This window comes from Actinoplanes sp. NPDC049316 (assembly GCF_040677315.1).
GTDB lineage: Bacteria > Actinomycetota > Actinomycetes > Mycobacteriales > Micromonosporaceae > Actinoplanes.
This window is the reverse complement of sequence record NZ_JBFAQM010000003.1, coordinates 163,992-184,311: the sequence shown is the minus strand read 5'-3', so window position 1 is coordinate 184,311 and position 20,320 is coordinate 163,992. Positions and strand designations below refer to the sequence as shown.

15 protein-coding genes are annotated in these 20,320 nt (G+C 73.8%); 5 read left to right on the top strand and 10 right to left on the bottom strand.

What is annotated here, in order from left to right; translation table 11 throughout:
* Nucleotides 1-1,935: a bifunctional diguanylate cyclase/phosphodiesterase gene (locus AB0K03_RS06110; RefSeq protein ID WP_364681188.1), complete on the bottom strand. Its 1,935-nt coding sequence runs from the start codon at nucleotides 1,933-1,935 to the stop codon at nucleotides 1-3.
* Nucleotides 1,936-2,135: 200 nt separating this feature from the next.
* Between AB0K03_RS06110 and AB0K03_RS06105 the strand changes: the two genes are divergently transcribed.
* From AB0K03_RS06105 to AB0K03_RS06095, 3 genes are all read left to right on the top strand, one after another.
* Complete coding sequence (locus tag AB0K03_RS06105) at nucleotides 2,136-3,326, top strand: EAL domain-containing protein (RefSeq protein WP_364681185.1); 1,191 nt, start codon at nucleotides 2,136-2,138, stop codon at nucleotides 3,324-3,326.
* 138 nt (nucleotides 3,327-3,464) lie between these two features.
* Nucleotides 3,465-7,817, top strand: a complete 4,353-nt coding sequence (locus AB0K03_RS06100; RefSeq protein ID WP_364681182.1) for a S8 family serine peptidase — start codon at nucleotides 3,465-3,467, stop codon at nucleotides 7,815-7,817.
* A gap of 83 nt (nucleotides 7,818-7,900) precedes the next feature.
* Complete coding sequence (locus AB0K03_RS06095) at nucleotides 7,901-9,127, top strand: hypothetical protein (RefSeq protein ID WP_364681180.1); 1,227 nt, start codon at nucleotides 7,901-7,903, stop codon at nucleotides 9,125-9,127.
* Between the two features lie 14 nt (nucleotides 9,128-9,141).
* Here AB0K03_RS06095 and AB0K03_RS06090 read toward each other — a convergent pair whose 3' ends face one another.
* The 9 genes from AB0K03_RS06090 to AB0K03_RS06050 form a co-directional block, all read right to left on the bottom strand.
* The gene (locus AB0K03_RS06090) at nucleotides 9,142-9,852 is read right to left on the bottom strand and encodes a GAF and ANTAR domain-containing protein (RefSeq protein ID WP_364681177.1); all 711 of its coding nucleotides are present in this window, start codon (nucleotides 9,850-9,852) and stop codon (nucleotides 9,142-9,144) included.
* 75 nt (nucleotides 9,853-9,927) lie between these two features.
* On the bottom strand, nucleotides 9,928-10,791 hold the full coding sequence (locus tag AB0K03_RS06085; RefSeq protein WP_364681174.1) for an alpha/beta hydrolase: 864 nt from the start codon (nucleotides 10,789-10,791) through the stop codon (nucleotides 9,928-9,930).
* A 122-nt stretch (nucleotides 10,792-10,913) separates the two neighbouring features.
* Nucleotides 10,914-12,506, bottom strand: a complete 1,593-nt coding sequence (locus AB0K03_RS06080; RefSeq protein WP_364681172.1) for an oleate hydratase — start codon at nucleotides 12,504-12,506, stop codon at nucleotides 10,914-10,916.
* An 84-nt stretch (nucleotides 12,507-12,590) separates the two neighbouring features.
* Nucleotides 12,591-13,250: a CBS domain-containing protein gene (locus AB0K03_RS06075; protein WP_364681169.1), complete on the bottom strand. Its 660-nt coding sequence runs from the start codon at nucleotides 13,248-13,250 to the stop codon at nucleotides 12,591-12,593.
* A 160-nt stretch (nucleotides 13,251-13,410) separates the two neighbouring features.
* Nucleotides 13,411-14,268 (bottom strand): slipin family protein, encoded by an 858-nt coding sequence (locus AB0K03_RS06070; protein WP_364681167.1) that lies wholly within the window; start codon nucleotides 14,266-14,268, stop codon nucleotides 13,411-13,413.
* Between the two features lie 64 nt (nucleotides 14,269-14,332).
* Entirely contained in the window at nucleotides 14,333-15,955 is a 1,623-nt protein-coding gene (locus AB0K03_RS06065; protein ID WP_364681164.1) for an ABC antibiotics transporter, read from the bottom strand.
* Complete coding sequence (locus AB0K03_RS06060) at nucleotides 15,952-16,842, bottom strand: ABC transporter ATP-binding protein (protein ID WP_364681161.1); 891 nt, start codon at nucleotides 16,840-16,842, stop codon at nucleotides 15,952-15,954. The genes AB0K03_RS06065 and AB0K03_RS06060 overlap by 4 nt, the downstream gene beginning before the upstream one ends.
* A gap of 18 nt (nucleotides 16,843-16,860) precedes the next feature.
* Nucleotides 16,861-17,877: a hypothetical protein gene (locus AB0K03_RS06055; protein ID WP_364681158.1), complete on the bottom strand. Its 1,017-nt coding sequence runs from the start codon at nucleotides 17,875-17,877 to the stop codon at nucleotides 16,861-16,863.
* Between the two features lie 88 nt (nucleotides 17,878-17,965).
* Nucleotides 17,966-18,388: a hypothetical protein gene (locus AB0K03_RS06050; RefSeq protein ID WP_364681156.1), complete on the bottom strand. Its 423-nt coding sequence runs from the start codon at nucleotides 18,386-18,388 to the stop codon at nucleotides 17,966-17,968.
* Between the two features lie 193 nt (nucleotides 18,389-18,581).
* On the opposite strand from AB0K03_RS06050, the gene AB0K03_RS06045 reads away from it, so the two are divergent.
* Both AB0K03_RS06045 and AB0K03_RS06040 read left to right on the top strand, forming a co-directional pair.
* Complete coding sequence (locus tag AB0K03_RS06045) at nucleotides 18,582-19,457, top strand: universal stress protein (protein WP_364681154.1); 876 nt, start codon at nucleotides 18,582-18,584, stop codon at nucleotides 19,455-19,457.
* Complete coding sequence (locus AB0K03_RS06040; protein WP_364681151.1) at nucleotides 19,454-20,305, top strand: universal stress protein; 852 nt, start codon at nucleotides 19,454-19,456, stop codon at nucleotides 20,303-20,305. Before AB0K03_RS06045 ends, AB0K03_RS06040 begins: the two co-directional genes overlap by 4 nt.
* The last annotated feature ends 15 nt before the right edge of the window (nucleotides 20,306-20,320 follow it).

The window sequence follows — 20,320 nt, the reverse complement described above, 5'->3', positions numbered from 1 at the left end:
TCACGCCGGCTGCCGCGTCACCTCGGTCCGCAGCAGCCGGGTCAGCGCGTCGGCGTCCATCGGCCGGGCGAAGTGGTACCCCTGCGCGAGATCGCAGCCGACCTCGCGCAGGGCGTCGGCCGAGGCGGCGTCCTCCACCCCTTCGGCGACCACGGTGAGGCCGAGGTTGTGGCCGAGTTCGACGGCGGAGCACACCAGCGCGTGACTGCTCGCGTCGGTGGCCATGTCGCAGACGAACGAGCGGTCGATCTTCAGCTCGTTCACCGGGAGCAGCTTGAGGTAGCTCATCGAGGAGTAGCCCGTGCCGTAGTCGTCGATCGAGGTGCGTACCCCGAGGGAGCGGATGCGCCGCAGCGCCTCGATCGCGACCGCCGGGTCGCGCATCACCGAGCTCTCGGTGATCTCGATGCAGAGCATCTCGCCGGGCACGCCGGCCTCGCGCAGCAGCGTGGCCACCCGATCGCAGAAGCGCGCGTCGAGCAGGCTGTGCGCGGAGATGTTGACCGCGACGGAGAGCCGGTACCCGCTGTCGTGCCAGATCCGGGCCTGGGCGAGCGCCTGGGACAGGACCCGGTCGGTGAAGCGGTGGATGAGGCTGGTGTTCTCCACCACCGGGATGAAGTCGCCGGGGCTGACCATGCCCTTGACCGGGTGCCGCCAGCGCGCCAGCGCCTCGACGCCGGCGATCGACCCGTCGGCCGGGTCGATCTGCGGCTGGTAGTGCAGGATCAGCTGGCCGGAGTCGTCGAGCGCCCGGCGCAGGTCGCCGAGCAGGCTCAGCCGGGCCGCCGCGGTGTCGTCGGCCGCCGAGGTGTAGCGGTGGAATCCGGTGTGGTCGAGCTTCGCGGTGTGCAGGGCGATGTCGGCGTGCTGCAGCAGCGTGGTCACCTGGTCACCCGGCTGCGCGGTGGCGGCGCCGATGCTGATCTCCAGGTCGACCGTGAAGTCGTCGAGCGCGAACGGCTCGTCGAAGGCCGCGGTCAGCCGGGCCGCGAGGGCCTCGTCGGAGTCCGAGCGGCCGCGCAGCAGGACGGCGAACTCGTCCGCGCCGAGCCGGGCCACGAAGTCGCCCTCGCGGACCGCGCCGGTGAGCCGGCGGCCCGACTCGATCAGCAGCCGGTCCCCGATGCCGTGGCCGAGCTGGTCGTTGACCGCGCGGAAGCCGTCGAGGTTGACCAGCAGCACCGTGGGCGGCGGCGCCTTCGCGCCGTCGGCGTCCGGCGTCTCCGGCAGTGCCAGCCCGGCCGCGGCGAGGAACGCCACCCGGTTGGGCAGGCCGGTCAGGGCGTCGATGGCGGCCAGCGCGGTCATCTGGCGGCGGTGCGCGCGTACGGACCATCCGAAGAGGTTCAGCACCGCCAGCCCGAGCGCGAAGACGACGATGCTGCCGGCGAGCAGCCGCCGGGAGAAGTCGCGGGCGGCGGCCTGGTTGCGGGTGGCCTCGGCGAGCCGCTCGCTCTGCACCGCGATGAGCCGGCTGGTGATCCGTGCGTACGACGGCTCGATGACGGTCTTGAGCGTGCGCCGCGCCCCCGCCTGGTCGTGCCGGTCGATCTGCTGCAGGTAGTACGCGATGTCCGGCCCGAGGTTGAGATGCTGCTGCTTGAGCACCCGGGACCGTTGCCGGTCCGAGCTGTCGTCGACGGCGACCATCCGCGCCATCGCCTCGTCGACCTGCCGGTTGACCTCGGGTATCCGGCGTCGCGCCGGGCCGCCGGGATCCCAGAAGGAGGCCTGCAGCAGCGCCATCTCGTCGGCGGCGAGGTAGGCCGCCTGCTGGTAGGCGTCGGTCTCGGCGCTGGAGGCCACCACGTCGGCGACGGTGTCGGTCTGCCGCCAGCTGGCCCACACGGCGGCCCCGGACAGCACGGCGAGCAGGGTGCCGAGCAGTCCGGTCACCCAGCGCGAGCCGCGCCAGGCTCGGGTCGGCGACATGATCGGCCCCTTCCGCTCGTCCGACCGGCTCGGCAGTGCCTCATCGTGCGGTTCCCGGGTAGCGGGCTCCGCCCGGGACGGGTGCAACGCGGTAGCAGGAACCATCGCGCAGAAAGTCCGTTTCGCCGCATATGGTAGCCCCTTCTCAGGTGGGCGGTGCCACGGTCGATGGGAGTCGACACCGCCGCGAAGGAGACGCCGTGCGCAGGAACCGCACCGAGACAGCCGAGCAGATCGCTCAGCTGCTGCAGACCGCGCGGCAGTCGCTGGGCCTGAGCCTGGCGTTCATGACCCGGATGGACGGGACCACGCAGCACCTCGAGGTGGTCGAGTCGTCCGTGCCGCTGGTGTTCCGCGACGGGAACACGCAACCGCAGGCGACCTCGTTCTGCCAGGCGATCATGGACGGGAAGCTGCCCCCGGTCATGCCGGACGTCAAGGACTTCCCGGAGGCCATGAAGCTGCCGTCGGCGCGGATGCCGCGGATCCGCAGCTTCGTGTCCGTACCGGTCGTGCTCAGCGACGGCACCGTGTACGGCACCTTCTGCGCCGCCGGCTTCCTCGCCGACAAACAGCTCACCAAGCGCGACAAGGCGTTGATGGACGTCCTGTCGCACGCCGCCTCGCTGCTCATCGAGCCGGACGTCCGCCGGCGGGCCCGGGCGCAGGAGATCGCGGCCCGGATCCTCCCGGTGATCGAGACGGGCGGCCCGGCCGTGCTGCTGCAGCCCGTCGTCGACCTCACCACCGGAGAGCGGGCCGGCGCGGAGGCGTTGAGCCGCTTCCCGGCCGCGTGGGGCCTGCCGCCGGACCGCTGCTTCGCCGACGCGCACCTCATCGGCGAGGGCCACCGCCTCGAACTGCTCGCGCTGCACCGCGCCGCCGGCCACATCGCCCGGGTGAGCGGGTACGTGACCATGAACGTCTCCCCCGCGACGCTGCTGACGCCCGAGTGCACGGACCTCCTCGGCCGGCTGCCGCTGCACCGCATCGTGCTCGAGCTCTCGGAGCACGACCCGGTGGAGGATTACGACGAGCTCAAGGCTGCCCTAGGGCCCTTGCGCGCGGCCGGCATGCGGCTGGCCATCGACGACGTCGGGGCCGGTTTCTCGTCCCTGCGCCACATTGTCGTCACCGCTCCCGACGTCATCAAGCTCGACCGGAGCATCGTCACGGGCGTCGCCGCCGACCCCGTCCTGCCCGTGGTGACCCACGCGCTGGTGGAGCTGGGCCGCGCCACCGGCGCGAAAGTCGTGGCCGAGGGCGTGGAGACCGCGCAGGACGCCGCCGCGCTGCGCACCATCGGCGTGGACCTCGGCCAGGGATGGCACTTCGGCCGGGCGATGGCACCGGAAGACCTGCGCGACACGTACGCCGTCTGCCCGGTCTGACCGGGGGCCCTATTTGCACCCTCAATCACCTTTCCGACCCACCGAGTAGATCGGCGGGTTTACCGGTCTTTGGTCCCTACAGTCCGCTCCGTGACGTCCCAACCCTGGGTTGGAAGTTACGAGCGGAAGGGACAGCAAATGGAACTCACCGCACAACCGAAGCGGCGGTGGGCCTGGACCGCGGCCCTGGCAGCGCTCCTGGCCATGCCGCTCACGGCGGGACAGCCCAGCGCGGCCGCCCCGCCGGACCCGACCCGGGCGGGCCCCACGTCGACGTTCTTCGTGCTGCTCAAGAGCCGGCCCGATCTCAGCGGCGCGCCGGCGCGGGCGGATCACGCCGGGCGCACCGGCTACGTCTACCGGACGGCGAAGGCCAACGCCGACACGAGCCAGGCGGGGCTACGACGCCTGCTCGACGAGCGGAAGGCGGCGTACACCCCGTACTGGATCACCAACGCCATCAAGGTCACCGGGACCAAGGAGCTGCAGACCGAGCTGCGCCGCCGGCCGGAGGTCCGTGACGTGGTGCCGGACCGCAGCTACCGGGTGGTGCAGCCGATCGCCAAGAAGCCGGCCGGCACCTCCGCCACCGAGTGGAACATCAACCGGGTACGCGCCCCCGAGGTGTGGCGCACGTACGGCGTCCGCGGCGAGGGCGTCGTGGTGGGCACGATCGACACCGGCGCCCAGTACGACCACCCGGCCATCGCGAAGCAGTACCGGGGCGCCGCCGCGCCGGGCACCCCGACGACCCAGGACCACCAGTACAGCTGGTTCGACCCCTCGAAGGTCTGCGGCGACCCGTCCGAGACGCCCTGCGACAACGTCGGTCACGGCACCCACGTGCTCGGCACGATCCTCGGCGACGACGGCGCGGGCAACCAGATCGGCGTCGCACCGGGCGCGAAGTGGATCGCCGCGAAGGGCTGCGAGACCAACGACTGTTCCCTGTCGGCACTTCTGGCCTCCGGCCAGTGGATGGTGGCGCCGACGGACCTGTCCGGCAACAACCCGCGCCCGGACCTCGCCCCGGACATCATCAACAACTCCTGGGGCTCCAATGTGCAGGGTGACCCGTTCTACGCCGACATGGTCGGCACCTGGCGGGCCGCCGGCATCTTCTCCACCTTCGCCGTCGGCAACGACGACGGCCTCTGCAACACGGCCTTCTCCCCCGGCGACTACGAGAACACGTACGCGGTCGGAGCCTTCGACTCCGGCAACGCCGCCACCTGGTTCACCGGGCGCGGGCCGACCCTGGACGGGCGTACCAAGCCGGACGTCACCGCGCCGGGCGACAACATCCGCTCCAGCGTGCCCGGCGGCCGCTACGAGTCGTGGTCCGGCACCTCCATGGCCACGCCGCACGTCACCGGCACCGTCGCCCTCATGTGGTCGGCGGCCCGGGCGCTGCGCGGCGACGTCGCCGGCACCACGGCCCTGCTCGACCAGACCGCCGTGGACACCGACAACCAGCAGTGCGGCGGCACCCCGCAGGACAACAACGTCTTCGGTGAGGGCCGGCTGGACGCGTACGAGGCCGTCACCCGCTCGCCGCGGGGACCCGTGGGCGGCCTGGCCGGCACGGTGAGCTCCGCGGGCCGGCCGCTGGCCGACGCCACGGTCACCGTGCAGGGGCCGCAGACGCGCACGGCACAAACCGGCGCCGACGGCCGGTACGCGCTGGCGAACCTGCCCGTCGGGCGGTACACCGCCACCGCACGGGCGTTCGGTTACCGCCCGCACGACGAGAGCGTGGACATCGCCGAGAACGCCACCACGACGCAGGACTTCGACCTCGAGGTCTCAGCCCGGCACGTGATCAGCGGGCACGTCCGCGACGACACCGGCGCACCCGTCGCCGGCGCCACGGTACGGGTCCTGGACACGCCGCTGCCGCCGGTCACCACCGACGCGCAGGGCGAATACCGGATCACCGACGTGCCGGAGGGCGAGTACGACCTCGCCGTCGAACGCGGCCAGTGCCTGCTGGCCCAGCACCTCCACGTCCACGTGGAGGGCGACGTGACGGCGGACGCGACGATGCCGCACCGCTCCGACGACATCGGGCACATCTGCACGACGGTCACACCCGACTGGGTGGACACCGGCACTGTGCTGCCGCTGCAGGGCGACGACGCCAGCGCGCCGCTGACCCTGCCCTTCCCGGTCACCCTGTACGACCAGCAGCACGTCTCCGGGTACGTGACGACCAACGGCTTCGTCAGCTTCACGTCGTCCGTGCCGTTCCTGGGCAACCAGCCCATCCCCAGCACCGACGAGCCCAACGGCGCCGTGTACGCCTTCTGGGACGACCTGGTGGTCAGCGACGGCGCCACCGTGCGGACCGGGCTCACCGGCACCGCCCCCGACCGGCGTTTCGCGGTCGAGTGGCGCGACGCATGGATCCTCGGCGTGGGCACCAGCGCCCGGGTGACCGCGGAGATCGTGTTCTTCGAGGACGGCAGGGTGCTGCTGCAGTACCGCGGCATCGGCGACGACCCGGCGGAGCGCGGCGCCTCGGCCACCGTCGGCATCGAGAACGAGCGGGGCACGTCGGCCCTGCAGTACTCCTCCGACCAGCCGGTGCTGGCCGACGACACCGCGATCCTCATCACCGTGCCGGGCACGGGCCTGGTGGGCGGCACGGTCACCGACGCCAACGACAACGCCCCGGTTGCCGGTGCACAGGTCACCGTCGTCCAGGCGGGACAGGCCGACCGCACCGCGCGGACCGGCGGCGACGGTCGCTACCAGGTGCGGATACACGTCGGGACGGCCACGCTGCGCGTGGAGCGGGAGCACTACCAGACCGCGCAGGCGCAGGTGACGCTCGATCGTGAGGGCGGCATCGTGGCGAAGGACTTCGCGCTGCGGACCGCCCGTGTGACCGTGACGCCCGGCGAGCTCGAGATCGTCGCGCCGGCCGGACAGCAGCGGCAGCGGACCCTGACGCTGGGCAACACCGGCTCCGCGACCACCGACTGGGCGATCAAGGAGTCCGGCGGCGGCGCGGCCGTGGCACCGGCCCGTACCCGCGCCGACCGCAAGCCGGGCTTCGACGCCGACGCCCGGACCAGCCGCGGCCTGACGTCCGGCGTCCCGCCGGCGACCGGCACGCTGGCCACCGGCGACGTGCTGAGCTCGTGGCCCGCGACCGGCCAGCAACTGGGCTGGGGCATCGGGCAGGAACGCTCGGTCATCTGGGTCTCCGACCCGCCGGGCGGCCGCAACGGCAGCTACACCACCGACGGCACCCCGCGCGGCGAGGCCTGGGCCACCCCGTGGTCCGGCGAGTGGGCGGCCGACATGGCGTACGTGCCGGACGCACAACTCGTCTGCCAGGTGGCGGTCGGCGGCGACAACGGCATCTACTGCTGGAACCCGCGTACCGGGGCCGTGGAGCGGCACATCACCGGAGCGGGCTGGACCTCCACCTCGCAGCGAGGGCTGGCCTACCGCGCCGACGACGACAGCTTCTACATCGGCGGCTGGAACGAGGGGATCATCTACCACGTCCAGGGGCCGGGGCATCCCGACGCCGGTGCGCTGATCGGACGCTGCTCCCCGGCGGACCCGACGATCTCGGGCCTGGCCTGGAACGACGCGTTCGGCCGGCTGTGGATGGCCACCAACAGCGACAGCGACCGGATCTACTCGCTGAACCCGGACACCTGCGAGACGCTCAGCACGCTCGCGCCACCGGACACCAACGCCTACACGGGCGCGGGCCTGGAGACGGACCCGGGCGGCAACCTGTGGTACGTCTCCCAGGGATCGCCGTCGCGGGTCTCGCTGATCGACAGCGGGCTGCCCAACTTCACCGACGTGCCGTGGCTGACCGTCACGCCCGCCGGCGGCACGCTGGCACCGGGACAGACACAGCAGCTCACGGTCGCCGTCGACACCACCGGGCTGGCACCGGGACGCTACGGCGCCACGGTGTTCGTGCAGAGCGACAGCGGTCGCGACCCGACGCTCGCCGTCGCGGTGAAGCTCGTCGTGCCGCGCTACCAGGCCGCCCTCAATGCCGGCGGCGGCGCGTACACCGACACGCTGCAGGACCGGTGGGAGGCCGACCGGGCGTACGCGCCCGGCGGATACGGCTACCTGGCGAACCTGGACCAGGTCGGCTCCACCCGGCGGCCCATCGCCGGGACGGCCGACCAGGAGCTCTACCGCGACCAGCGGGAACGGGCGTACGAGTACCGCTTCGACAACGTGCCGGACGGCACGTACCGCGTCGAGCTGAAGTTCGCCGAGCTCCAGCAGCGGCTGCCGAACACCCGGCTCTTCGACGTCATCGCCGAGGACCGGCTGGAACTGCCCGCCCTCGACGTGGCCGGCAGCGCCGGGAGCTTCACCGCCCTCGACCGGAACCTGACGGTCACGGTGACGGACGGCCAGCTCAACCTGCGGCTGGTCAGCCGCAGGGGCGCCACGATCATCAACGCGATCCGGGTGACCGAGCGCCCGGACCTGATCGGCTGAGCACGCAAGACCGGTGGCGGACCGTACGACGGTCCGCCACCGGCGGTGCGATCGATCCCTGCTCTGCGAACGAGGTGATGACCATGTTCATCCGGCATTCTCTTCTCGCCACCCTGACGACCGCCTTTCTCGCCGGAGTGTCGGCCGCGGCGCCCGCGCCGGGTGCGGTCCGGAGCCTTCCGCCGGCGCCGATCGCCGCCCGCTCCGGATGGTCCACGCCGGTGACCGTGCTGGAGCCACCGTGCGCCCCGGACTTCTCCACGGCCACGGCGGCCGTCGGTCCCCGCGGCGAGCTGCACGGATTCGCCGCCTTCTCCGGCGGCACCTGCGCCGACGCCGGGATGTGGTACTTCCACGGCAGCGGCCGGCGGTGGTCACGCGAGCCGAGCCCGTACCGGGGCGATGTCCTCGCGACCGCGGCCGACCGCACCGGCGCCTGGGTGCTCTTCCTCGGCGGGAACGGCTACGACCAGGTACGGCTCGGCCGGCGTTCGGCGGCGGGCGCCTGGTCGGCACCCCGCACCCTGTCCCGCCTGGAGGGCTCGGCAGTGGCCAGCGGCGTGCAGGGCGCCTCGCTGGTGGCCTCGGGCGGGCGCTGGTGGGCGGTGTGGGCGCAGGCGCTGCCCGATCCGCAGTCGTCGGCCCCGGCCACCACGCTCTTCCAGGCCAAGACCATCGGCGGGGCCCTGAGCGCCCGGCGCATCACCGCCGCCTCCCCCGCACAGCAGGAGAGCCGCCCGTCGCTGGCGCTGCGTACCGGCCGGTCGGGAGCGCCCGCCGGGGCGATGCTGGTCTGGTCCCGGGACATCGCCGGCGCGGTCACCGGAGTCCAGAACGACGAGCTGCGGTACGGCGCCGCCACCCCGGACGGACGCTGGTCGCAGCGGGTCAGCGTCCCGGCCGCGCCGGAGCCCGCCGCGGTGTCCCCGGTCATCGCCACCAGCGGCCCGCGCACCTGGGTGGCCTGGCGGCGGCTCGGCATGGCCGTCGACGAGGAGCCGGACAGCGCCGTCCTGGTCGGCGCCCCGGCAGCCGGCCCCCGCACCGTACGTGTCTTCCCCGGCGCGGGCAGCGAGCCCGTGTTCGCCGCGGCGCCGGGACGGCTCGCGGCCGCGTGGTCGGCACCCGACCGCGCCGCCGCAGTCGTGGCGTCCCGGGCCGCCGGCCGCTGGACCGTGCGAACGATCGGCGCCGGCCCGGACGCCCGGGGCGTACGCCCGATCGGCGTGGCCCTCACCGGCCACGCGACCACCCTGCTGGTGCAGGTCCGCTCCGCCGGAGGCCGGATCTCGGCGCTCACCGGCCGGTGAGGTGAGCGATCCCGTCACCGCGTCCGGTGACCGCCGGGCACCTGGCCCGTCTCGACGATCTCCGCCGCCACCTCCCGCACCTTGCGGTTGCTCCGCTGGGAGGCCCGGCGGAGGACGTCGAACGCCTGCTCCGGCGTCGACCGGCGGTGGGCCATGACGACGCCCAGCGCCATGCCGATCAACCGGCTGGACTGCAGCGCCTCGGTGAGCTCGGCGGTGCGCCGGCGGGCGGTCGCGCCGGCGAGGGCCAGCGCGGCGTGCACGGCGAGGATCCGCGCCGCCGGGGCGCCGCGCGCGGTGAGGACACCGGGCGTCCCGCCGGAGAGCGTGAGCGCGCCGAGGAGATCCGTGCCGGCGACGAGGGGCAGCGCGAGCAGGCACCGGATGCCGGTCGCGTCCGCGACGCGCCGGCCCGTCACCGGCCACCCCTCGGCGTCCAGCAGGTCCGGGACCGCCCGGGCCACACCCTTGCGGATCGCGGCCGGACAGGCGCCGTCGCCGGCCTCGTGCTGGATCCGGTCGGCGAGCGCGGCCCGCTCACCGGTGGCGGCGAGGGGCACGGTGCCGCCGTGCCGGTCCAGCAGGCACATCGCCGCGTCCTCGCAGCCCGGGACGAGCTGCGGCGCGGTGATCGTCACGCACCGGGCGACGTCGTCGGTGCCGAGGACGGCCAGATCCCGCGCAAGGTTCGCGAAAGCCTCCGCCAGTTCCTCGTGTACGCCCACAGCCGTGCCCTCCCACGACCACGGTCCCGCGGCCGCGAGGCACGCCGGTAGAGGCGGAGGCCTCGCCGGTTCCGGTCAGTCGTCCGCTCGGGGCGGCGGCGGGAAGAGCGGCATCAGCATCGTGGGCGGCTCGAACGGCTGCCAGGTCCCCTCCCGCTGGGCCAGCCGGTCGGCGACCGCCCACAGCACGGCGGGATGCTGCCCGAGGCCGAAGTGGCTGCTCACGGTGGCGATGTTCTCGTGCCGCTCGTACGGCGGGTGCATCGACGCCCGGTACGAGACGATGCCGTCCCAGCGGGAGAAGATCGACGTGGCCGGCACCGGAAGGGGCGGCTGGTCCACCTCCGACGGGGGCAGCAGGTGCTCGGGCACGTGCCGGTGGGCGTGCAGGTTGTAGTAGCCCATCGCGTGGGTCTGCGCCGGGTGCGTCATCCGGATGGGGCTGCCCAGCGTGATCACCTGCCGGACCCGGTCCAGGTTCGCCCGGGCGGCGGCGTGCGCGTAGATGCCGCCGAGGCTCCAGCCGACGATGCTGACCCGCCGGCCGTACCGGTCCGCCAGCTCCCTGACCAGGGCGGGAACGTGTTCGATCACGTCGGCGGTCGGGCCGTGGTTGCGGCCCAGGCTCCAGCCGTGGACGGCGTACCCGAGCCGGCGCAGCGTGTGCCGCAGCACGATCGTCGAGGAGTTGCCGCCGCCGAGGCCCGGCAGGACCACGACGGGGTGGCCGTCCCCGCGCGGCGCGGCCCGCAGGATGGCACGGCCGACAGCGCTCAGGCCGGCCTCGGCGACCGCCCGGCCGGCATCGGTGCCGAACAGCAGCCAGTGCGGGGGTGCCTCATGGGGCTCGGGCGGGCGTCCCGGATGGGCGGCGCCGGGTGTCCAGGCCCCGCGGGAGGGATCCCCGGGCCGGGGGCGGTCGTCCGGACGGATCGTCATCACGCTGCCGCCTTTCGCGGCGCCGGCGTGCGCAGTCTGCTCTGGCGTACCGGATCTTCCGAGGGTAGCTCAACATCGCAAGGGCCGCCCGGCCCCTCTTCCCCCGGTCCGACGGCCCGCTACTACCTGTGCAGCGCCTCGAGGGCGTGGACGCCCACCTTCGGGTCGAGCAGGCCGTGGTAGATCGGCGGGATCGGCCGCTCGACGCCCAGCAGCCGGTACACGGCGTGCATGGCGCCGTGCACGGAGTACTCCACCGTGAACACGACGTCCTCGGGCAGCTCGGTGAACTGGCCCAGGAACGCGAAGTTGCGCGAGCGGTCGGGCACGACCTTCGGGCGGTCGCCCGGGCGGCGACGGGCGAACAGCGACGAGGCGTACGGCATCAGCACCGTCGTGACATCGGTCGTGGCGAGCAGGTCCCCGGCGATGTCGTCGCAGCCCAGATGCCCGGCGAGCTCGCGCAGCACCTCCCGGCCCGTGCAGCTCGCCATCGGCTTGCGCACGTGGTCGCCCGTACCGTCGATCTCGAAGCCGTAACCCCACAGGGTGAACGTGCCCGGCGGCAGATCCGGGAAGTGCGGCTGGTGCGGCACCACGATCGACAGGTGCCATCCGGAGTCCACCCAGGTCATGAGCGCGCCGGTGCCCGGCTCGTTGCCCGTGTCCGCGACGATGCGCCGCAGCAGCGCGTCCCCGTGCATCGTCAGCGTGAACGACTCCCATTTGTGCTCGTCGACGTCGCGGTAGAAGACGGCGGGGTCACCGAAGTCCGCCCCGCGGCCGGCGATCCGCTCCCACAGCTGCCAGCCCCCGTCGCGGCGGTCGCGGATCAGCTCGGGCACGGTCTCGTTGTCACCGTACGTGCTGTCGGCCGTGATCGAGCCGAGCGTCAGCAGCGCGTGGTCGTGCGGGCCGAGCTCGACGACCGACGGCCCGTGCGGATCGTCGACGTGCAGGCGGGTGATCCGCCGGCCGCCGGCGTCGTCGCTGAACTCGGCGTCCACGACCCGGACGCCGAAGCGCACGTCGACGCCGCGCCGGGTGAGCCACCGCTGCAGCGGCACCACCATCGAGTCGTACTGGTCGTACTTGGTCCGGCGCACGCCGGAGAGGGTGTGGAGGCGGTCGAACTCCTGCACGAAGCGCAGGAAGTAGCGGCGCAGCTCGGCCGCGGAGTGCCAGCGCTGGAACGCGAAGGTGGTGCGCCACATCTTCCAGAAGTTGGTGGTGAAGAAGTGCTCCCCGAACATGTCCTCGATGCTGCGGGCGCCGAGCGCGCGTTCCGGCACGGCCAGCAGGCGCGTCAGCTGCAGCCGGTCGAGCGCGTCGAAACCGTACGCGGACGCGTCGAGGACCTCGCCGCCGGAGCCGATCAGCCGGGCCTTCGCCTCGGTCCGTACGTCCCGGTTGAACGCGACGATCTCGTCGCGCACGCTGACATCGGGGTCCTCCAGCGAGGGGATCGAGGAGAACAGGTCCCAGGTGCACCGGTACGCCTCCTCCTCGAGCATCCGGCCGCCGCGGGTGACCCAGGAGGCGCCGCCCCCGGGTGAGCGGCCGCCGTCGAGGGAGCCGCCGGCCACCGCCAGCTCCTCGAGGATGTGCACGTGCGCCGCGGGTACGCCGGCGTCGCGGACGGCGAACGCGGCTGCGGCCATGCCGGCGATGCCACCGCCGGCGATCCAGACATGGGTCTCGTCGATGTTCGTCACGCCTCCCAGCCTCGGCGGGGGGCCCGGCGGCGGTCAGAGGCGCTCAGCTCGTACGGGCGGGCCGGTCGTCCCCGGCGCGCGCGGTCAGACGGCGGAGTCGTCGAACTCGTAGCCCAGCTCGTCGGCGACGTCCGCGACGCCGGGGATCTGCGCGGCCAGCGCCACCGCGGTCAGCGTGGCGGACCGGCGTTCGAGGCGGCCGCTGAGCTTGACCACGCCGTCGTGGACGGAGACCTCCACCGACTTCTCGTCCGCACCCGGCACCCGCCGGAGCATCTCCCACACGTCGGCGACGAGGTCGGCGTCCGGCCGGAGATGGACCTTGAGCAGGTCGCCGCGGGACACGATGCCGGCCAGGTGCCCGCGGTCGTCGATGACGGGCAGGTGCTCCACGCCCACCGCCACCATCAACCGGGCCGCCGCGGCGATCGGCGTGCCCGCGGGCACGGTGACCGCGGGGCTGGTCATCAGCATCCCGGCGGTGTGCGCGGCCGCCTTCGCCCGCTCCTCCCGGTGCCGGCGGCTCTCGAAGAGCCGGGGCCGGTCGTCCACGCCGGACCGTTCGATCTTGTGCAGCAGGTCGGCCTCGGACACGACGCCGACGACGTGGTCCTGCTCGTCGACCACGGGCAGCGCGTCGACATGGCGGCCCATGACGAGGTCGACCGCCTCCCGGTACGGGGTGTCCACCCGCGCGCAGACCACCTTCACGGTCATGACGTCGTCGACTGTCCACGTCTTCATCACGGACCTCCGCTCTGAACGCGTCGCGCACGTCCCGGCCCGCGTCCTGCACGTGCTCGCCGGCTGCTCGCGATCCGACGCTAGGTCGCCCCGATCGGCCGGGGCCAGGGCCGATCGGCCCTAGTGGGCGCTGCCCGCCAGGGCCGGGCCGGTGGCCGGGTCAGGAGACCGCAACGGTGGAGCCGTTGGTCAGCGCGGTGGCGGCGGGGGCCGGCGCCGCGGCGGACGCGGGCGGGCGCGTGCCGGCGGCCCGAGCCTCACGGGTCAGGAAGTTGCCGAGCTCGCCGATGGTGCTCATCAGCGGGGCCGGGAACACCACAGTGGAGTTCTTGTCGACGGCGATCTCGACCAGCGACTGCAGGTTGCGCAGCTGCAGGGCCAGCGGGTGGGCCATCATCGTGTCGGACGCCTCGCCGAGGGCGGCCGCCGCGAGGGACTCGCCCTCGGCGTTGATGATCTTGGCTCGCTTCTCGCGCTCGGCCTCCGCCTGCCGGGCCATCGCGCGCTTCATGGCGTCCGGCAGCTGGATGTCCTTCAGCTCGACCAGCGTGACCTCGACACCCCACTCCACGGTGGTGACGTCCAGGATCTCGCGGATGTCGGCGTTGATCCGGTCCGTCTCGGACAGCGTCTCGTCCAGCGAATGCCGGCCGACGACCTTGCGCAGCGTGGTCTGCGCGATCTGGTTGATGGCCGCGTGCACGTTCTCGATGGCGACGACCGACTTGGTGGCGTCGACGACCCGGAAGTACGCGACCGCGGACACGTCGACGCTGACGTTGTCGCGGGTGATGATGCCCTGCGACTGGATCGGCATGGTGACGATCCGCAGCGAGACGCGGTGCAGCACGTCGATGATCGGGATGATGAGCCGCAGGCCCGGGTCGCGGACCCCGACGACCCGGCCCAGCCGGAACAGCACGCCGCGTTCGTACTGCTTGACGATGCGTACGGCGAGCAGGAGCACGAGCAGCACGACGGCTGCGATGACGATCAGGGTGACGGTGAGTGTGTTCATACCTCCACCGTGCGACTCGCGTACGCCCGCCGGCAGGGCCGGACGTCCCGCCCGTACCGGCAGGTCAGGCGGGCAGGACGAGGTCGCGCCGGCGCAGCGTCAGCAGACCGGTCAGGGTGAGCGTGGCGGCGACCGCGAGCAGCACGAGCACCGGCGTCGCGGGCACGGGAAGCGCCGGCGCCCGGGGTGCGTGGGTGAACGGCGAGAGGTCCTGCGCCCATTGCGGGAGGCGCAGGGTGGGTCCGAAGAGCGGGCCGATCACGATGGCTGCCACCAGCGCCGCCCAGGACACCGCGGCGGCGGCCCCTGGCCGTGCGCCGCACAGGGCGACCACGACAGCCGCGATCACCAGAACCGCGGGAATCTGCACCAGGGCGGCGGAGACGAGCGTCGCGGTCTGTCCGGCCGGATCGCCCAGCACGGCGCCCGCGGCGACTCCCGCGCCGACGGCGAACAGCAGGAGCAGGACCACCACGCCGGCGACCGCGGCCGCCAGGTGCCCGGCCGTCCACCGCAGCCGGCTCACCGCCGTCGCCAGCACCGGCTCCAGCGGCCCGCCGGCCTCCTCGGCGCGCAGGCGGAGCAGGACCTGCACGGCGTACATGGCCGCGGCCATCGCCGCCATCTGCAGGATGGACGCCCGGTACGCGTCGACGATCTCGTCGCTGCCGCCCATCCGGACGTACCAGTCCCGGGCGGTCCCGGTGGCGTCGGCGACCTGGCCGATGAGGCCGCCCATGATCAGGCCGAACCCGAGCAGGCCCGCCGACCAGCCCAGGAGCGCGCCGCGCTGCAGCCGCAACGCCAGCCCGGTGGTACGGCGCAGCACCGGGCCGGCGTGGGCGGGGCCGGGCCGCTGGGCCAGCACGCCGAGCCCGAAGTCGCGCCGCTCGGTGAGCAGCACGGCCGCGGCGGTGGCGCCGAGCAGCACGACGACGTGCAGGGCCGGCGGCCACCAGTGGTCGCCGCCGAACGGGCGTACCTGCTGGCCCCAGCCGATCGGGGACAGCCACGCCGGCCAGGCGCTGGTCACCCGCAGGCCGGTGGGGTCCACCGTGCCGGCCATGTTGCCGACGCCGGCGGCCAGGAACGCGGCGCCGAGCACGCCGGCGGCCTGGCCGTTCGCGCCGCGGGCGCTGCCGGAGAGCTGCCCGGTGACGGCGGCGATCCCGGCGAACGCGATGCCGACGGCCCCGACCGCGCAGCCCGCGGCGAACGATCCGGCCACCGGCCGTCCGGTGAGCAGCAGCGCCCCGCCGAGCGCGAACGCCAGGACGACGTCGGCGGCCACGGTCACGATCAGCGCGGCGGCCAGGGCGGCGTGACGACCCACGACCGCGGCCCGGACCAGCTCGGTCCGGCCGGTCTCCTCACTCTGCCGGGTGTGCCGGGTCACCGAGAAGATGCTCATCAGCGCGGCCAGCACGGCGAGCAGGACGAAGTTGCGGACCATCGCGTACGCGCCGACGCTCGCGCCGGAGGCGAGGCCGAGCAGGCGGATCCCCGGGCTGGTCGCCGTGATCCGGGTCTCGCGCAGCAGGTCGGCCGGATCGCCGAAGTCCGCGGCCCACAGCGCCGTGGTGGCGGCGGCGAAGAACGCCAGACCGGCCACCCAGGCCAGGACGGTCACCCGGTCCCGGCGTACGGCGAGCCCCACCAGCGCCCCCGTCCCGGTGAGCGGGCTCACGGCACACCTGCCCCGTAGTGGCGCAGGAACAGCTCCTCGAGGCTCGGCGGCGAGCTGACCAGGGTGCGTACGCGCAGATCGGCCAGCCGTCGCAGCACCGCGGCGAGCTGGTCCTCGTCCACGTTCAGGTGCACACGGCCGTCCTCGTAGTGCGCGTCGTGCACCCCCGGCAGGCCGCCGAGACCGTCGATACCCGTGGCCGTCTCCGCGACGATCATCGTCCGCCGCAGGTGGCGCAGCTGCGCGAAGGTCCCCGACTCGGCGGCCCGCCCGGCGCGCACGATCGTCACGCTGTCGCACAGCGCCTCCACCTCGGGCAGCAGGTGGCTCGACAGCAGCACGGTACGGCCCGCGCGGCGCAGACCGCGTACCACGTCCTGGAAGACCGTCTCCATCAGCGGGTCCAGCCCGGACGTCGGCTCGTCCAGCAGGTACAGCTCGACATCGGACGCGAACGCCGCCACGAGGGCGACCTTCTGCCGGTTCCCCTTGGAGTACGCGCGGCACCGCTTCGCCGGGTCGAGCGCGAAGCGGTCCAGCAGCTCGGCGCGCCGGGCCGGGTCGAAACCGCCGCGCAGCGTGCCGAGCAGGTCGATGACCTCGCCGCCGGTGAGGTTCGGCCACAGGTTCACCTCGCCCGGCACGTACGCCAGCCGGCGGTGCAGCGCCACCGCGTCGTGCCACGGATCGCCGCCGAGCACGCTGACCCGGCCGCCGTCGCGGCGCAGGAGCCCGAGCAGGATCCGCAGTGTGGTGGTCTTCCCGGCGCCGTTCGGGCCGAGGAACCCGTGCACCTGGCCCGCCGCGACGGTGAGGTCCAGCCCGTCCAGCGCCCGTACGGTCCCGAAGGTCTTCGTCAGACCGGTCACCGTGATCGTCGGGGTCATCTCGCTCACCTCGCCCGCTCACCGGTAGAGGACGGCGCGGGACTCGCCGCCGATGGTCGCCGAGCCGCCCAGCCACCCGTGGTCGTCGATGGTCCGCGCGCCGCCCTGCGCGACGCCGCGGTCGCGCAGGTCCGTCATGCGGCCGCGCTGCCAGAGGAACGGGATCGGGTCGGAGAAATTGGTCAGCCCGGTCACGCCGATGATCTGCCCGCGGTCGTTGACGCCGGTGGCGGTCGAGCCGCCCACCCCGATCCGGCCGAGGTCGGTGACCGTTCCCCCGCGCCACAGGTACGCGGACTCCACCACCTCGCCGTCCCCTTCGGACATCACATCGCCCACGACCCAGCCGCTGTCGTTCACCGCGGTGGCACGGCCCGACGTCGCCGGTCCCAGCGGCAGGTCGGTGACGTGCCCGCGATACCAGACGCACGGCACGGGCGTACCCTGCCGGCCCGGCCGCGCCCCGACGACGCGTCCCCACTCGTCGATGCCGGCGGCGTCGCCGCGGCCCAAATCGGTGACGACGCCGTGCCACCACAGGAAGGCGTGGTTCACACCCTGCACCGTGTACGTCCCCGCGATCTGCCCGCGGTCGTTGACGGCATCGGCCCGGGCGTCCGTCCCGGGCAGGTCGAGAGCCGTCATCCTGCCGTCCTGCCAGAGGAACGCGCGCCGGTCGACCGGGGGCGACTTCCGGCCGACGGTGCTGTAGCCGACGACCTGGCCACGGTTGTTGACGTCCGTCGCCTCACCCCTGCCGTCGTCCGTCGGCGTCAACTCCCCGAGGTCGCGCAGCCGACCGTGAAGCCACAGGAACGGGTGCAGGAGGCCGGGCGTGAACTCGCCGCTGCCGGCCGCGTACCCGGCGTCGGCGAGGCCCAGGACCTGACCGGTGACGCCCAGATCGGTCACCCGGTACTGCCGGGCGGCGCGGGGCGCCGCCTGTCCCGCCGGGCCGGCGGCCACCACCAGCGATCCGGCGGCCGTCGCCGCCATCAGCCTCCCGGCCCACGAGGCCGTCGTCCACGCTGACATGTCCCGCTCCCTTCGCCGCCGGTCCCTCGACGGCAGCACGGCCACGGGGTTGATCGGCAGGGACGAAGGACCCGGACGACCGGGCAGGTCACGCGGCGGTGTGCCGTACCCAGGACCGGACCAGGCGTTCCTGCCGCAGCGTGTCGGCATAGAGCCGGTGGTAGGCCGCCCGGATCTCGGCGTCCGCGATCCGGGGCAGCGCCGCTTCCAGCACCCGTACGGTGTCCGCGAGCAGCGCGTCGACGGCGTCGGCGCCGGCGTCCGGCCCGACCGAGACCCGGTCGCGGATCCAGGCGTCGTCGGCCGGGACCGGGTCCGCCGTGGCCTCGGGGTAGCGGCGGCGGAGAAGCTCCCGCAGCACGGCACACTGGCGTCCCTGCCGGGCGGCGAGCGCCGGGGGCACGCCCGCGTAGCGCTCGGCGAGCGCGGTGAGGAACCGGAACGTCAGATCGGCCCGCCGGGCCAGGAACACCAGATCCTCACCGGCGGAGCGCACGGGGGCGCGGGTCATGGTCCCATGCCAGCGCCCCGGCGGCCCGCCGTCCCAGAGCCCTTGGTCCCGTACGCCCACGCCCGATTGCGCCCGCGGCGCACGATCTCCCGTCGTGGCCCGCCCGCCCGGACGGGACCTTCTGCCCTGCCCCGTGACCGCCGTCCGGTCCGACGATCGGGGGAAGTCCCGCGACCGCCGAGGAGGCAGCGACATGACGACCAGGCCGATCATCGTGGCGACCGACGGGACGGCCCCCAGCCGGGCCGCGGTCCGGTGGGCCGCGAGGGAGGCGCAGCGGCGCGGGGTGCCGCTGCGGATCGTGCACGCGTACGACTGGGAGCGGCGCGAGGCCCGCTCCGACCACGGCAACCGGTACGTCGACCTGGCCCATCAGCTGGCCGAGGCCGTGACCACCACCGGCTTCGACGAGGCGCGTGCCGTCGCGACGGACGTACCGATCACGATGGACACGCTGATGGGGCATGCGGCGTCGCGGCTGCTCGAGATCGCGGCGGACGCCGAGCTGATGGTGCTCGGCAACCGCGGCCGGGGAGGTTTCAGCGGTCTGCTGCTCGGCTCGGTGAGCCAGCGGGTCGCCACCCGCGCGGTGTGCCCGGTGGTGATCGTCCGCGGCCGCAGCGACGCCACCGAGGGGCCCGTGGTGGCCGGGGCGGACGACTCACCCGCCGCCGAGCGTGTGCTGGAGACGGCGTTCGAGGCGGCCGCGGGCCGGGGTGCGGCGCTCGTCGTCGTGCGGTCGTACCTGCCGTCCGTGCCGCTGTGGCTGAGCAGCAGCGTGCCGGCGACCGACATCGCGACTCCGGAGGAGGACGAGCTGGAACGCGCCCGGCTCGACCAGCTCGTCGCACCGTGGCACGCCAAGTACCCGGACGTCGCGATGCGGACGCTGCTGTCGCACGACAGCGCGGCGGCGGCGCTGACGAGGGCCTCGCACGAGGCTCAGCTGGCCGTCGTCGGCGCGAAGGAACACGGCGCCCTCGCCGGCGCGGTCATGGGTTCGACCGTCCTTCAGCTGCTGCACCACGCCGATTGCCCCGTCCAGATCGTGAAGGGAGCACGGTCATGACAGCCCGCAGCATCATCGTCGGTTACGACCGGTCGCCGGCGGCCGAGGCGGCCGCGGTCTGGGCGCTCGACGAAGCCGCCCGCACCGGCGCGCCGGTGCAGTTCCTCTACGCGTACGAGCCGGTCGCCGGCGTTCCCACGCCGGCGGGCTGGCTCGAGGGAGAGACCGACCGCGCGGTCCAGGACGCGCTGCGCGACGCAGTGACCTCTGCGGCCACCACGCATCCCGGGGTGCACATCGAGACCTCGGTCGTGCACGCCTCCGCCGCCACCACGCTGATCGAGCGGTCCGCCGAGGCCGGTCTGGTGGTCGTGGGCAGCCGCGGGCACAGCGCGGTCGCGAACCTGCTGGGCTCGGTCAGCCTGGCGGTCAGCGCGCAGGCGCACTGCCCGGTGGTCGTGGTACGCGGCGACCCGGCGCGTACCGGGAGCATCGTCGTGGGCGTCGACGAGTCGACGTCCGCCCAGCTCGCCCTCGGCTTCGCCGCGGAGACCGCCGCCGCCCGCGGGTCGGAACTGCTGGTCGTCCGCGCCCGGCCGCCGCTGCGGGGGTTCTGGGTGGAGAAGCCCGAGGTGGTCCAGGCGGCGCTCAACGTGCTCGCCCGGCAGCTGGAGGACGTGCTGGCGCCCTGGCGCGACAAGTACCCACAGGTGCCCGTACGCACCGAGGTGCTGGCCGAGCACCCGGCGGCGGCCCTGACGCGGTACGGCACGTCCGCGCAGCTCGTGGTGGTCGGGTCCCGCGGCCGCGGCGCCCTGCGCGGCATGGTCCTCGGTTCCATCAGCCAGCACCTGCTGCACCACGCCCCGTGCTCCGTGGCCGTCGTGCACGACCGGATCGAGGCGTGACGCACGGGCGTCCGG

What these genes read in the sequence shown, in the direction of transcription:
- AB0K03_RS06110 (WP_364681188.1), bottom strand. Translation starts at nt 1,935, where the DNA reads ATGTCGCCGACCCGAGCCTGGCGCGGCTCGCGCTGGGTGACCGGACTG.
- AB0K03_RS06100 (WP_364681182.1), top strand. Translation starts at nt 3,465, where the DNA reads ATGGAACTCACCGCACAACCGAAGCGGCGGTGGGCCTGGACCGCGGCC.
- AB0K03_RS06095 (WP_364681180.1), top strand. Translation starts at nt 7,901, where the DNA reads ATGTTCATCCGGCATTCTCTTCTCGCCACCCTGACGACCGCCTTTCTC.
- AB0K03_RS06085 (WP_364681174.1), bottom strand. Translation starts at nt 10,791, where the DNA reads ATGACGATCCGTCCGGACGACCGCCCCCGGCCCGGGGATCCCTCCCGC.
- AB0K03_RS06075 (WP_364681169.1), bottom strand. Translation starts at nt 13,250, where the DNA reads ATGAAGACGTGGACAGTCGACGACGTCATGACCGTGAAGGTGGTCTGC.
- AB0K03_RS06070 (WP_364681167.1), bottom strand. Translation starts at nt 14,268, where the DNA reads ATGAACACACTCACCGTCACCCTGATCGTCATCGCAGCCGTCGTGCTG.
- AB0K03_RS06060 (WP_364681161.1), bottom strand. Translation starts at nt 16,842, where the DNA reads ATGACCCCGACGATCACGGTGACCGGTCTGACGAAGACCTTCGGGACC.
- AB0K03_RS06055 (WP_364681158.1), bottom strand. Translation starts at nt 17,877, where the DNA reads ATGTCAGCGTGGACGACGGCCTCGTGGGCCGGGAGGCTGATGGCGGCG.
- AB0K03_RS06050 (WP_364681156.1), bottom strand. Translation starts at nt 18,388, where the DNA reads ATGACCCGCGCCCCCGTGCGCTCCGCCGGTGAGGATCTGGTGTTCCTG.
- AB0K03_RS06045 (WP_364681154.1), top strand. Translation starts at nt 18,582, where the DNA reads ATGACGACCAGGCCGATCATCGTGGCGACCGACGGGACGGCCCCCAGC.
- AB0K03_RS06040 (WP_364681151.1), top strand. Translation starts at nt 19,454, where the DNA reads ATGACAGCCCGCAGCATCATCGTCGGTTACGACCGGTCGCCGGCGGCC.